The sequence below is a fragment of the Bacillus sp. FJAT-28004 genome, assembly GCF_001280845.1.
Taxonomy (GTDB): Bacteria; Bacillota; Bacilli; order Paenibacillales; family Paenibacillaceae; genus Pristimantibacillus.
The window spans coordinates 2,250,172-2,263,717 of sequence record NZ_LGHP01000001.1 but is presented as its reverse complement, the minus strand read 5'-3'; the positions used below and the strand labels follow the sequence as shown (position 1 = coordinate 2,263,717).

At 44.0% G+C, this 13,546-nt stretch carries 12 protein-coding genes; 6 read left to right on the top strand and 6 right to left on the bottom strand.

The genetic code is table 11. The features are described 5' to 3' along the window. Nucleotides 1–225: 225 nt before the first annotated feature. Both AC787_RS09605 and AC787_RS09600 read right to left on the bottom strand, forming a co-directional pair. Nucleotides 226–2,550 (bottom strand): helix-turn-helix domain-containing protein, encoded by a 2,325-nt coding sequence (locus AC787_RS09605; protein WP_054024568.1) that lies wholly within the window; start codon nt 2,548–2,550, stop codon nt 226–228. A 289-nt stretch (nt 2,551–2,839) separates the two neighbouring features. Beyond that, nucleotides 2,840–3,181: an antibiotic biosynthesis monooxygenase gene (locus AC787_RS09600; protein ID WP_321166113.1), complete on the bottom strand. Its 342-nt coding sequence runs from the start codon at nt 3,179–3,181 to the stop codon at nt 2,840–2,842. A 215-nt stretch (nt 3,182–3,396) separates the two neighbouring features. Between AC787_RS09600 and AC787_RS09595 the strand changes: the two genes are divergently transcribed. Next, nucleotides 3,397–4,176, top strand: a complete 780-nt coding sequence (locus tag AC787_RS09595; RefSeq protein WP_054024567.1) for a hypothetical protein — start codon at nt 3,397–3,399, stop codon at nt 4,174–4,176. 176 nt (nt 4,177–4,352) lie between these two features. Further along, nucleotides 4,353–5,120, top strand: coding sequence for a class I SAM-dependent methyltransferase (locus AC787_RS09590; RefSeq protein WP_054024566.1), 768 nt, complete (start codon nt 4,353–4,355; stop codon nt 5,118–5,120). A 101-nt stretch (nt 5,121–5,221) separates the two neighbouring features. Here AC787_RS09590 and araA read toward each other — a convergent pair whose 3' ends face one another. Together araA and AC787_RS09580 are read right to left on the bottom strand one after the other, a co-directional pair. Further along, on the bottom strand, nt 5,222–6,712 hold the full coding sequence (gene araA, locus AC787_RS09585) for an L-arabinose isomerase (protein ID WP_054024565.1): 1,491 nt from the start codon (nt 6,710–6,712) through the stop codon (nt 5,222–5,224). Nucleotides 6,713–7,021: 309 nt separating this feature from the next. Beyond that, on the bottom strand, nt 7,022–7,207 hold the full coding sequence (locus AC787_RS09580; protein ID WP_054024564.1) for a hypothetical protein: 186 nt from the start codon (nt 7,205–7,207) through the stop codon (nt 7,022–7,024). A 240-nt stretch (nt 7,208–7,447) separates the two neighbouring features. On the opposite strand from AC787_RS09580, the gene AC787_RS09575 reads away from it, so the two are divergent. From AC787_RS09575 to AC787_RS09565, 3 genes are read left to right on the top strand one after another with little or no spacing between them, the layout of a single operon-like run. Beyond that, nucleotides 7,448–8,314 carry a class I SAM-dependent methyltransferase gene (locus AC787_RS09575; protein ID WP_054024563.1) on the top strand — a complete coding sequence of 289 codons (867 nt, stop codon included), beginning with the start codon at nt 7,448–7,450 and terminating at the stop codon, nt 8,312–8,314. Then, complete coding sequence (locus tag AC787_RS09570) at nt 8,314–9,027, top strand: RluA family pseudouridine synthase (protein ID WP_054024562.1); 714 nt, start codon at nt 8,314–8,316, stop codon at nt 9,025–9,027. Before AC787_RS09575 ends, AC787_RS09570 begins: the two co-directional genes overlap by 1 nt. Nucleotides 9,028–9,047: 20 nt before the next feature. Continuing rightward, on the top strand, nt 9,048–10,295 hold the full coding sequence (locus AC787_RS09565) for a CapA family protein (protein WP_054024561.1): 1,248 nt from the start codon (nt 9,048–9,050) through the stop codon (nt 10,293–10,295). Between the two features lie 20 nt (nt 10,296–10,315). Here AC787_RS09565 and AC787_RS09560 read toward each other — a convergent pair whose 3' ends face one another. After that, entirely contained in the window at nt 10,316–10,720 is a 405-nt protein-coding gene (locus tag AC787_RS09560) for a MarR family winged helix-turn-helix transcriptional regulator (RefSeq protein WP_054024560.1), read from the bottom strand. Nucleotides 10,721–10,924: 204 nt separating this feature from the next. Between AC787_RS09560 and AC787_RS34440 the strand changes: the two genes are divergently transcribed. Further along, nucleotides 10,925–11,092 (top strand): hypothetical protein, encoded by a 168-nt coding sequence (locus AC787_RS34440; RefSeq protein ID WP_162839307.1) that lies wholly within the window; start codon nt 10,925–10,927, stop codon nt 11,090–11,092. Here the strand turns inward: AC787_RS34440 and gyrA are convergent. Beyond that, a complete protein-coding gene (gyrA, locus tag AC787_RS09555) occupies nt 11,073–13,535 on the bottom strand; it encodes a DNA gyrase subunit A (protein ID WP_054024559.1) in 2,463 nt (820 codons plus the stop codon). The two genes, AC787_RS34440 and gyrA, sit on opposite strands and share 20 nt — an antisense overlap. Nucleotides 13,536–13,546 lie beyond the last annotated feature (11 nt).

Genomic DNA, 13,546 nt, shown 5'->3' with positions numbered 1-13,546 from the left:
TATTGTGAAATGGCCTAGTCACCTTTCTTGAACAGGTTCATTCTTTTGCTGTGACACCTAAGAAAGCCCGCGATTACAAGCAAAAACGCCTTCAGCATCCTCTGGATGCTGAAGTAGCTTTGACGGAGAAATATAAGCCCTTTATAAGCTAACAAACTTATAAATTCTTATATTTCAAGGAAAAAACCGGGGCGACGCCTCCGCTTTGGAAGTGTGCCACCGGTCTTACGTTTGCTCCGAGTCTTGCCCCGTTAGCTTGCTGATGGTTTGCTCGCGGAACTCTGTCGGTGTCATCCCTGTATATTTTTTAAACGTCCGCAGGAAGCTTCGGGTATTCATATATCCAATCGCTTCGGCGATGTCGTTCACTTTCTTGTCCTTGTCAACGAGCAGTGCTTTCGAGGCGTCAATTCGAATTTCGATTAGATAGTCGATAAAGTTTCGCTCGGTATACTCTTTAAACTGCTTACTGATATAGGTTGGGCTCAAATGAAACTGCTCGGCGAGCCGATCGAGCGACAAATCATTTTCATGGTAATGGGATTGAATGTAAGTAAGCATCCGCTCAATCGTGTCATTCTTTCCTCTCAGGCTTCGTTTGCTCGAAAGCTTGGCCGCCAGCTCTTCAAGAACAGCGAGGACGAGGCCCTCTGCCTGCTTCCAATCCTCACTGTGCTCGATCTTCTCATAAATACTGTCCAAGTTGCCCATCGACTCCTCGGGTCCGATCCCGATTGCATCCGCAACCTGCAGCGCCTTCACGATTAAGTCGAACGAAAACTGGCGGATGAGGTCAGGAGGCAAGCCTAGCTCCACCGCCTTCTCGAAGGCTTGGTGCACATCCTCCTTCATTTTGTCCGTATCCGTCTGCTTGAGCGCCTCCATAATCCGAGTTGCCTTCCGGTTCAAACGATAATAATCCTGGCTGTCTGGCGGTTGCAAATCCTCTATAGAAATGACTGAATGACTGCCAAAAAGCATCTTGTAGCGGAGCGCCTTACGCGACTCGCCGTAGGAGCTTTGAATGTCGGCGAGTTCCTTGACTCCTCTGCCTACGCCAACCGTGGCGACTAAGCCAAATTGCTTTTTAATGACCTCCAGTATCCATTCCAAAATAGCGAGCGCACGCAAATGGTTTTGCTCCGCTTCGCCTTCCGCGAAGCTAAAGACAAGAGCCGCGCGTCCGCCGCCCAAATCGATAGCGACTCCTGCATCCTCTTTGCCCATCAGCTCTTCCGCCACGTTGCAAAACACATACGTATACAACGTTTCATCGCGCGGGCTCAAGCTGCCTTCTGCTATACCGATTTCCGCTGTACATACAAGGTAGCGCTCCGAATAGAGCCTTATGCCGGTGAATTCAAGATGATGCCGCAAAGCTTGGTAGTCCGTTTGGTAGCCGGTCAGCATATCCATAATCAATCTCCATTTGAGCACGGACTTGGAATCCCGCACATGCTTCTCCAAATGCTCCCGATCCTCCATCATCTGCTCGAACACCGACTCCAAATAGGTGAAACCTGCCGTATCAAATCCGCGCTTCTTATCCGGCTGATAGGTGCCTGCAAGCTTACCGACCAACCGGTCAAGCGGCTTGAAGGTTAATCGATTGACGTAGAACAGTACAATTAACGCAAGGACGACCATTACGCCAGCCAATATGAACAGCAGATTGCGGGTAATCTGAAGCGGCTCGTAAATTTGCGATTCCGGCATGATGCTGACCATTTTCCAACCTGTATAGGCGGATGTCCGGTAAAACACGGTTTGCGGGACGCCGTCCTGCTTGATTGATAGGGATCCACTGCCTTCGGAAGAAAGCACGTTTTTCATATAGGGCAATTGCTTCAAATTTTGATATAGCAGCGTTTTGTCGTCGTGGCTGACGACTTTTCCATCCGCGTCGAATATAAACAGATGGCCAGCCGAGCTTTCCTCATAGACGGATTTAATCATGCTGTAGAGCACATCTTCGTTAATGTTGACGGCAACGATGCCGTTACGGTATCCGGGACTACTGAGCGTCGGGTAGGAGCGCACCAGTGTGACAACGTTTTGAGTCGTCGTTCCATCCCATACCGGATGGGTCGTCATCCACTTGAAATAACCCGGCATGTCCATATAAGCAGCCAGCCAGTTGTCTACCGGTGAAATATCATTCATATAAGCCTTTTCGGTCAAAATATCGCCGTTTACAGCAGAGTAAACGAAAATCGATGAGAAAGTAGGATTCGCGTTAATAAAGTTTTTTAATTTTGTCGTAAGCCCATAATAGTTGCTGTATTTTTGGGCGTCATCATTGTAGCTGTCCAGCATGAAGTACACGAATTCGAGTTCTTCCATAAGAGCAAGCAAATCTTTCTCGGTCTGGCGGAAGGCCACTTCGATCTTTTGGTCTACTTGCTTGAGTAGAGCGAGATTCGTATTGGTCAGATCGGCCTCAAGCGGGCCAACCGTGCCCCGGTAGGACAACCAGAAGGTTAAAACAATAATCAGCAGAAAGATGCTTCCGTAAATGGTCATCACTTTTCCCGAAATGCTTGATTTCATTCACAACCTCCTCACGGGATGCAGCTTGTTCATTACTATATGCATCATATGAGTTCGGCATTATACATTAATAGTTTTTAAAACAAATAAGTAGCACAAAAAATAGAGCCCTGCAGGCCAGTTGTTGACCCGCAAGGCTCTTTGTTATTTTCGAACAATCGTTTTAATCTATGTTTTTTACTATTTTGAAAGATTTTGAGAATGATGTTTCAATTGCAGATGATGGAATTGGACTTGTAGTAAAATAAAAAAAAGCGACATTGCCCTGCACGGGTAAGTCGCTTTCCATTTATTTTCCAAAAGTACCTGGTTTGATTTTTTTAACATCATATATGCTAACAGACGAATCAACAATATATGAAGGACGTTTCTCATCTTTTTTGTTCCGATGGCCTGCAATATGGACGGGATCCTTCTCCCAGTTTTTCCACGCTTCCTCAGACTCCCAACGGATCATGATAACAACTTCCTCATTCTCTTTTGCTTTTCTATTAACCATAATATTAATATCGATTAGGCCTTCCTTGCCGTCAATATAGCCCTCTTGCCCAAAATTGTCGACTACTTGCTGCGAATTTCCTTTTTCCACCACAATTGTTCTCAATTGAATGAACAGAGAAATCCCTCCCATTTCATTTTCAAATCTTCCATTCAACTATATCGATAACGATTCTCATTGTCAAATAAACATTGTTAAAATGTTCCTATTGCGGCGACATGTTTTCCCCTCCACTCCCTTCTTAATCAAATAAACTAGTATGAATTTAATAATCATCAGCAAGTACCGACTAACAAGCCAAAAAAATGATAAAATAGATGATGATAATACAGAAAGGCGGAGATTACATGGGACATCCATTCATTATTGAACCGATATCGTATCAAGCCTTCGAAAACGAAGCAGAGCAAATAGAAAAATGCAAAGAATGGGGTTTGCTGTCTGAGAAGGCTGCCAAAACAAAAGTATTTTTCTACAAAGGAAACGGCATGAATCTCGAATGCTCTATTATTGGGTTCGTGGATAAAATGACTGCTGTCATTTCATTTGAAAACGAACAAAAGCATTGTATTCATCCCTCCTACTTAAAGGAAATGCAGGCTTCTAGTTATGGTCAGAAGATTTCCAGTGCAGTAGAAGAATCTACACCAGCTCAAGAGATTGAAGCTATAAGAACTGATGCCCCGATAGAAGCATCACAAAACACAGAGCTAGCATCCATTTCAGAAACAATAACATCTCCTGAGTTAGCAGAAGAAGTACATAAAGAACCTAAAGCAGCAGCTGCTCCAAAGGAAAAAACAAAAAAAGAAAAAGCGCCAAAGCTCCAGCTTCCCGAAGAAAAGGTCAAGATGGTCGCAACCGTAAAGGAATTTACTACTGTGCCTAACAATTTCTCAGATACAGATGACGAGATCGTTATTTATGACACGGTTGCAATTCAAGATCCTGCTATGGAAATCGGCGACGCATGGTCCAGCCATAGTGCAACGCTCAAAAAACTAGAGCTGGAAATCGGCGATATCCTGATTTTCGAAGGAAAAATAGTTGCTAAAAAGCTGACGAAACATCCGATTCCTTACAAAATCAATAATCCTGCGAAAATTCAAAAAGAAAAATCGGAATAAACCAATTAATAAACGCTGTTGATAAACAAAAAGCTTTACTTCTAATGATAAGAAGTAAAGCTTTTTTTGACCGATTATTAATAGGTGTAAACTATAAAGGCGATAGGAATGATATATTTTACTTATATAGCACCTTTGTGTGAAAATATGGTTACCAATGGTTAGGGGATGATGTTATGAGTTCCAGTCAATTTTGGAAAACCGATTTATATGACAATAAACTAGGTTTTGTTTCTGAATACGGGAAGCAAGTCATTGCATTATTAAATCCCGTTTCTGGCGAGAAAATATTCGATTTAGGTTGTGGTACGGGAGATTTGGCTTATGAAATATCAAAAACCGGAGCAATAGTAACAGGTATGGATTTTTCTGCGGAAATGATTGAAAAAGCAAAAGAGAAATATCCAATGATCCATTTCTTCACTGGAAATGCTGAACAATTTCAGTTGGATGAAACATTTGATGCAGTATTCTCTAACGCAGCATTGCATTGGATGAAAAATGCGAAACAAGTGGTTGAAAACGTATGGAGTGTACTGCGTAGCGGCGGTAGATTTGTTGCAGAATTTGGTGGTCAGGGCAATATTGAACAAATAGTTAATGCAACAAGCGAAGTCCTTGATGAAGATTACGGTATTGATGCTGATAAGCTAAACCCTTGGTTCTTCCCAAGTATTGCAGAATACAGCACTCTACTTGAACAACAAGGTTTCCGTGTAACTTATGCCGTTCATTTTGATCGCCCCACTCAGATGGAAGACGGTGAAGACGGACTAAGTCATTGGTTATCGGGTTTCGCAAATAACTTTTTCAACGAAGTAACCGATGAAGAAAAAAGGATTATATTCAATAAAATAGCTGCGAAACTAAGAAATGACTTATTCCATGATGGTTCCTGGTATGTGGATTATGTTCGGATTAGAGTCAAAGCAATTAAACGATAATCAAATCCCCCATGAAGGTAGAGAAAGAGACTGTTGCTTAAACCTTGGTAGGTTTAAAACATCAGTCTCTTCTATTTACGATTACGCAGATTGTATGATGATTAACGAATGCGGTAGCTGAGATCGTTCCACCGAAGCTCGTTGCGAACACCGCGAACCGTTGAATGTTTATCGATCACTACGGTTTCAATGCCAACATGATCAGCCCAATCAACAAGCTGCTCCGTCGTTACTACGTAAGAGAATACAGTGTGGTGAGCGCCGCCAGCGTAGATCCAGCTTTCTGCTGCATCACGAAGCGATGGCTCTGGCTTCCACAATACACGAGCAACCGGAAGTTTCGGCATATCATGCATCGGTTTTACTGCATCCACTTGGTTAATGATCAAACGGAAACGGTTTCCAAGATCGATGAGCGAAGCATTAAGCGCTGAACCTGAGCGTCCGTCGAATACAATTCGTGCTGGATCCGCTTTGCCGCCTATGCCAAGCGGATGAACTTCGATTTTTGGACGGCTATCCGCGATCGTAGGACATACCTCAAGCATATGTGATCCAAGTACGAGCTCGTTGCCTTCTTCAAGATGATACGTGTAATCCTCCATGAATGAAGTCCCTTTGTTGTTTGCAATTAGCTTCATCATGCGAGTAAGCGCGGATGTTTTCCAGTCGCCCTCACCACCGAAGCCATAACCTTGCTCCATCAACCGTTGAACCGCGAGACCTGGAAGCTGCTTCATGCCGTGCAAATCTTCAAATGATGTTGTAAATGCAGAGAAACCGCCCTCTTGCAAAAATGCTTTAAGACCCAGCTCAATGCGAGCTTGTTCACCGATCGATGCCCAGGAAGCTGCATTGCTGCGTGTCTCGGAAGAAATGTCATACTGCTCATTATATTGTTCAAGCAGCTGTTTCACTTCTAAATCTGATATCTCATTCATACGAGCAACAAGATCACCAATACCATAACCATTTATCGACCAGCCGAATTTGATTTGCGCTTCAACTTTATCGCCTTCCGTTACTGAAACTTGACGCATGTTGTCACCGAAGCGAGCTACTTTAAGATGACATCCCTCGTTAACTGCAATTGCCGTGCCCATCCAGCTAGCAATTCGCGAACGTGTAACTCCATCCTCCCAGTGGCCCGTCACTACTTTACGCTCAAGGCCTAGACGAGAGAAAATATGTCCAAATTCACGATCACCATGTGCTGATTGATTCGTATTCATGAAGTCCATATCAATCGTTTCCCACGGAATATCGCGGTTGAATTGTGTATGTAGATGCAGTAATGGCTTACGCAGCTCAGACAAACCATGAATCCACATTTTTGCTGGTGAGAAAGTATGCATCCAAGTGATGATGCCCGCACAGTTCTCGTCCGCTTTCGCTTCTAAGCAAAGCTTGTAAATTTCTTCTGGAGTTGTTACTACAGGTTTAAATACAATTTCGGATGAAATAACAGAATCATCATTCAATGCCGCAGCAATAATGCGTGAATGCTGTGCGACTTCTTCTAATGTTTCTGGACCGTACAAGTGCTGACTGCCAGTAACAAACCAAAATTGATAAGGCTTAACTTGTAACATTTGGTTCCTCCTTAAGTTTTGCGAATGCAAAACAGCTACGTAAGCACCCGCTTTAAGTTTTGCGAATGCAAAACAGCATCGTAAGCATCCACTTTAAGTTTTGCGAATGCAAAACAGCATCGTAAGCATCCACCGAATAAAATAATTCGCGATAATAGAGATAATTAAACTTTTTCAACTTGTACGGACATTAGCACTGGTTATCATGAGTATTATTATGCACTTGTACATACAACTTAATTTACGTTTATCATACTCTGAACGGTTGATGTTTTCAATATGTAACCGATATAAAATTTCTAACGATGATCAAATTTGTTCCAGTCGGTATGTATAGCCACAAAATGAACAACGGAATAGTACGCTTTTATCCCCGATTTTAAAAGTTAGCCTCTCATCGTCCTCGATTTCAATGAATTCTCTCCCCTGCTCGTCCCGATCTCCTGTTGCAAACATTACTGTTTTATTCCCGCACTCGCACTCAAAACTCATCATGATATCATTGCTCCTCTATTATTGTAGATTTACTTCATAATGTTCGTAATTACGCTGATTTTCGATATTTCAGCAACAGCTTGTACATTTTTAATGAAATAAACAGCCTCTTCACCACTTACGAATAAATACCAGCCTCTAATTGCGTCGGTTTCATTGCTTCATTGTGTTAGCTTCGATATAATTATCGTTGACATTATTATATTACAAAAACAAGGTCAAGGAAGGGTTACGAATAACATGTACATAGCAGATAAATGGGTAGACTACGAGGTTATAGATACAGGAGACGGAGATAAGCTCGAACGTTGGGGCAATTATACACTTCGCCGTCCCGATCCACAAATTATTTGGCCAATTACGAATGAAACTGGTCTTTGGAAAAAAGCTGACGGTCATTACCACCGGAGCACTTCTGGAGGCGGTCAATGGTCGATGAGCGAATCATTGCCTGAACGCTGGACAATCTCATACGGAGAGCTCAACTTTCATATTAAACCGACAAACTTCAAGCATACAGGACTATTCCCTGAGCAAGCAGTTAACTGGAGCTGGATGATGGACAAAATCCGTAACGCAGGACGTCCTATTCGTGTCTTGAATCTATTTGCTTATTCAGGTGGCGCAACTGTTGCAGCTGCGGCAGCTGGTGCTGAAGTGTGCCACGTTGATGCAGCTAAGGGCATGGTCCAATGGGCAAAAGATAACGCCCAGCTGTCTGGACTTGAATCCGCTCCAATTCGCTATATTACGGATGACGTGTTCAAATTTGTTCAACGCGAACAACGCCGTGGCAAGCAGTATGATGCGATTATTATGGATCCACCTTCTTATGGGCGTGGCACAAATGGTGAAACATGGAAGCTCGAAGAAAATTTGTTTCCATTCTTACAATCCTGTACATCGATTTTGTCTGACAATCCATTGTTCCTACTCATCAACTCCTATACAACTGGATTATCGCAATCTGTTCTGCACAACCTGCTGCATATGACAATGAATGCCAAGTATGGCGGCGAGATCAACTGTGGAGAAATCGGATTGCCGATTACGAAATCCGGCCTTAATTTGCCTTGTGGAATATTGGGACGTTGGGAGTCTAAGTAATGTCGATCAAGGTTTTGTTCGAGGACAATCATGTAATAGCTGTCGTAAAGCCACCTGGCATTCTCTCTCAAGAGGATGACACAGGTGATGCTGATATGCTGACGCTGCTTAAGCAGGATATAAAGGAACGATACAACAAGCCGGGAAACGTCTTTCTCGGCCTCGTTCACCGTCTTGACCGTATGGTTGGCGGCGTTATGGTTTTTGCCAAAACTTCGAAAGCCGCCTCCAGACTATCCGAATCGGTTCGCAATCGACATTTTGACAAAACTTATGTTTGCGTTGTACAAGGTACGCCAAGTAAGCCGCAAGCGCGTTTAACTCATTATATTCTTAAAAACAGCAAACAAAATCAAGTAACTGTCTATAACAAACCAATGAATGAGGCTAAAGAAGCTATTTTGGAATACGAAATAGCAGCTGTGACTGGTCGTTATTCATTGATTGCTGTGAAGCTGCATACCGGCAGACCTCATCAAATTAGAGCGCAGCTGGCTCATATCGGCTGTCCCCTCGTAGGCGATCTGAAATACGGCGCGAAACCAACAAGCGGCATATCCGAAATCGCGCTATGGTCAACCTCGGTTTCAACTCCTCATCCTGTAACAAAGGAATGGATGAGCTTTCGTTCCATTCCAGCCGGCTCTGATGTTTGGAATTGGTGGTCTGGTTCGCAGCTTGAAGCCGCCTCCAGTATGCTGAGCAATACGTAACAAGGAAGGACGAAATTCCAATGCGCCGTAAAAGGCACCGAAAAACCCAATCTGTATTATTAGTACTAAGCTTACTCGGCTTACTGGTTATATTTTTAATGCCCTCCATTATCGAGAGGGCTTCTGCACCTGCTAACTCGTTCCCTACAGCTTCAGTTGAACCTACTCCTACTGAGATAGCAGTCGTCTCCCCTTCTCCATCACCCGAACCGACAGCACCTCCAGAGCCTGTATATGCCGATGCCGTGTGGATGGCAGTAGGCGACATCATGATGCATACGCCACAGCTTCCCGGAGCTTTCGACAAGACCACGAATCGTTATAACTTCAAGCCTTTTTTTGCAGAGGTTAAGCCGATTTTGGAGCAGGGAGATTGGGTCATCGCCAACCTAGAGACACCCATTGCAGGTGTAGATTACGGCTATACTGGTTATCCAGCCTTCAACGCTCCAACTGAACTTGGTGAAGCTCTCAAGGACGCTGGATTTAATTTGATAACTAATGCTAACAATCATTCGCTTGATAAAGGTGAATCAGGCGTGCTGCGCACGCTTGAGAATCTAAAGGCGCTTGATCTTCCAAGTAAAGGAACAGCCGCATCGCAAGAGGAAGCAGACCGAGCCGCCCTAATCGAAAAAAATGGTATTGTTATGGGATTGTTAGCTTACACCTATGGTACGAACGGTATTCCCATACCAGATGGCAAGCCTTACCTCGTATCGCTGATTGATGAGGAAAAGATTAAAGCAGATATCATACGGCTACGTGAAGCAGGTGCAGATTTCATTACCATCTCTCTTCATTTCGGAACCGAATATCAGATTACACCGAACGATGAACAAAAACGTCTGGCTCGATCACTTGTTGCAGCGGGAGCAGATATTATTGCCGGCTCACATCCCCATGTCGTCCAGCCATATGAAGTGTTTGAAACAACCGATGAGAATGGTCATGTAAAAATGGGACTTATTATTTATTCTATGGGAAATTTCATTTCTAATCAGCGGGGCGAATCGAAGGATTACGGAGTTATTTTTAAAGTTAATATTCGTAAGAACATGACAGACGGCACTATTTCTTTAACTGATGTTGAACCCATTCCTACATGGGTGCATCGGTACAAACCAGATCGTTCGTACCGATATCGCATATTGCCGATTGAAGAAACAATAGCTGCTTCAAACGATACTTTGTTAACAAAAGCCGACTATGATGTGCTTCAGAAAAATTACGATATGTTGCGCAATCGGCTCGATTCTATGAAATAAGCTGCATGATCAGAATATGTTTATAAGTTTGCAACTTTGCCTAACAAGTAAACCAGCAGTTGCTGGTTATGAGAGGAAATGCGGTCCAGCGATTGTTCGATCATTTCGGTCCGAATCGTTGTACCGCGCTCTGCTTCAGCTTTGCCCTTCTCTGATACAGAAACCCACACGATTCTTCGATCATGATCATCCCTTGTGCGTTCAATGAGCTCATTTCGTTCCATCCGATCAAGCAGTGTTGTAATTGCAGCAGGCGTAGTAGCCAAATATTGGAGCAGATCCGACGGCTTCATCGGTTGATGCTGCAGCATCAACTCTAATACATTCAACTGCCCTTCGGTCAAAGGAGCAAGCGACTGTTCCAAATTGTTTTTCCATTCACGCGAAAGCTTCGTCCATAATCGAGTAAATTCTCCAGACACCATACTCCCACACTCGCTCTCTGTCAATTTCCACCTATTTGTTATTTATTATAGCAGTCTTTATTGTCGAATAAAAGATTAACCCAATTAATAATTTGCGCTATTAATCGATATATTGTTGAACATTATGACAGGGTTAGACATACAATAAGGCGAAAGCCTAGCGCTATGTCTATTCATGCTTAACATGTAAGGAGCGTGCTCCCAGTGGAAGAAAGAAAAGCAATAATCATTCAAAAAATCAAAAAATACGGCATCATAAAAGACCCACAATGGCTGGACCGCCCGGATGAGCTGGTACCATTGTGGGTCATGCTTGAAGCCATATTGGAGGTAATTGAGCGATTTGATCCGCCTAATCGACCTTTTGATTAGTATCTGAGATGGAGCGTGCAAGCGTGCTCGTAATAACATCGTTTTTCTCTACAGGGAAAATGAGCTTGCCAATCGATTTACGATCTTCAATCGGCGCTTTCTCCGATGTGACTGAAAGCTTAGCCCCAGATGAAGTTATCACTAGGATTTCTTTCGCTGCCTTGCAATAATAAGCTCCTACAAGCGATGAACCATTTGGACGAACTCGTTTGCCTTCTTTGAATTCGAACGTTTGGACGCCTTTTCCGCCTCTGCCCTGAATTGGATAATCCAGAAGCAATGTACGTTTTGCGTAACCGATGTCGGTAATGACGAGTAATTCGCCTTCATCCTCAGCAACCCATTCCGCGGTGACAAGCTCGTCTCCATCCTTAAGCTGTATGCCTCTGACGCCTGTTGCAACTCTACCCATCGAATTAACCTCAGTCTCAGCAAACCGGATACTCATTCCCTGCTTGGAGATAAGCATGATTTGCTTCGAACTGTCGCTCAGCACAACTCGAATGATCTCATCGCCCTCTGACACCTTGCAAGCTGCAACAGCCGTGGATCTAGTCGTTGCATATTCCTTAAGTTCCGTCCGTTTCACTTGGCCTCGTTTCGTTACAAATACAAGTGATGCAGTAGAAGCCAAAATATCTTTGATTGGAATGACACTGACTATAGAGTCATCCTTAGGAATTGGAACAACATTCACAATCGCGGTTCCTGTATCTTTCCACTTAAACTCTGGAATTTGATGCACAGGCAATAAATAATATTGACCTTTGCGCGTAAACAACAGCAAATTGTCAATCGTATTGACCTCAAGTAATTCTCGTACGAAATCGCCTTCCTTGACGCCTGCGTTTTGCAGCTCGCCACCTGATCTCGTAAACGAGAGCATGCTCGTCCGTTTTACATAGCCATCCTGGCTTAGTGTGACCAGCACATCCTCAGGTGTAACAAGCACTTCGAGGTTAACTTTAAGCTCTTCAATTTCACCACGCAGAACAGAACGACGATCAATGCCGTATTTCGTTTGAATTTCGAGAAGTTCATCCCTGATGACACCAATCAACTTCTTTTCGCTAGCCAAGATCGATTTCAAGTAAGCAATCTTCTTCATCGCTTCCTTAAGCTCTTTCTCAAGTGTTGTGATCTCCAAGTTCGTTAAGCGATATAGCTGCAAAGTAAGGATAGCATCCGCTTGACGAGCTGAGAAGCCAAACTTAGCAACCAAATTGTCCTGCGCATCCCCACGGTTTTTGGAGGCTTTGATCGTCGCAATGACCTCATCCAATATGTTGAGAGCCTTCACTAGCCCCTCAACCACATGAGCGCGATCCTCAGCCTTCTCCAGATCGTATTTCGTGCGGAATGTGACTACTTCCTTCTGATGATCGATATAAGCTGATAATATTTGCTTCAGACCGAGCTGCATCGGTGTTTTGTTCACGATTGCGACCATATTGAAGCTGTAAGCTACCTGTAGATCCGTTTTCTTAAACAAATATGCCAAAATACCTTGTGCATCGGCATCTTTCTTAAACTCAACAACGATGCGCAAGCCATTACGTCCGCTCTCATCACGCACTTCTGCTATGCCTTCGACCTTCTTCTCTAGCCGAATGTTTTCCATTGCGGTAACCAAACGTGATTTGACGACCTGATATGGAATTTCAGTAATGACAAGCTGCTGCCTGCCGCCGCGCATATCCTCGATAGCCGTTTTGGCGCGAATGTAGATACGTCCTTTACCCGTAGCGTAAGCATCGCGAATGCCTTCTTCGCCCATTATAATGCCTCCGGTAGGAAAATCCGGCCCTTTCACATACGCCATAAGCTCTTCGAGCGTTAACTCTGGGCTTCCCATAAGGGCGATACAAGCATCAATAACCTCTCGCAGGTTATGAGGCGGGATTTCCGTGGCAAAGCCGGCAGAGATGCCGCTAGTTCCGTTAACGAGCAAGTTAGGGTACCGCGATGGCAGCACAACCGGTTCCTTTGTCGTATTATCGAAATTATCTTTGAATTGTACTGTTCTTTTCTCGATGTCACGAAGCAGCTCCATCGCAATTGGCGATAAACGAGCTTCCGTATAACGCATAGCTGCTGCAGGATCATCATCCTGAGAGCCCCAGTTTCCATGCCCATCCACAAGCGGATGTCCCATTTTCCAAGGTTGTGCCATCCGCACCATACCCTCATAAATAGACGAATCTCCATGCGGATGATAGTTACCCATTACGTCGCCGACTGTTTTAGCCGATTTGCGGTATTGCTTGTCCGGTGTATTTCCTGAATCATACATCGCATATAGAATACGACGCTGCACGGGCTTTAAACCATCGCGAACGTCAGGAATGGCACGGTCCTGAATTATATACTTTGAATAGCGTCCGAAGCGGTCGCCTACCACTTCCTCCAAAAACGCCGGTAAAAACTGTTCCAGCATACTCACGCAGAAATCCC

Coding starts and splice junctions, on each gene's coding strand:
- AC787_RS09605 (WP_054024568.1), bottom strand. CDS start 2,550: ATGAAATCAAGCATTTCGGGAAAAGTGATGACCATTTACGGAAGCATC.
- AC787_RS09570 (WP_054024562.1), top strand. CDS start 8,314: ATGTCGATCAAGGTTTTGTTCGAGGACAATCATGTAATAGCTGTCGTA.
- AC787_RS09565 (WP_054024561.1), top strand. CDS start 9,048: ATGCGCCGTAAAAGGCACCGAAAAACCCAATCTGTATTATTAGTACTA.
- AC787_RS09595 (WP_054024567.1), top strand. CDS start 3,397: ATGGGACATCCATTCATTATTGAACCGATATCGTATCAAGCCTTCGAA.
- AC787_RS09580 (WP_054024564.1), bottom strand. CDS start 7,207: ATGATGAGTTTTGAGTGCGAGTGCGGGAATAAAACAGTAATGTTTGCA.
- AC787_RS09590 (WP_054024566.1), top strand. CDS start 4,353: ATGAGTTCCAGTCAATTTTGGAAAACCGATTTATATGACAATAAACTA.
- AC787_RS09560 (WP_054024560.1), bottom strand. CDS start 10,720: ATGGTGTCTGGAGAATTTACTCGATTATGGACGAAGCTTTCGCGTGAA.
- AC787_RS09575 (WP_054024563.1), top strand. CDS start 7,448: ATGTACATAGCAGATAAATGGGTAGACTACGAGGTTATAGATACAGGA.
- araA (WP_054024565.1), bottom strand. CDS start 6,712: ATGTTACAAGTTAAGCCTTATCAATTTTGGTTTGTTACTGGCAGTCAG.
- AC787_RS09600 (WP_321166113.1), bottom strand. CDS start 3,181: ATGGGAGGGATTTCTCTGTTCATTCAATTGAGAACAATTGTGGTGGAA.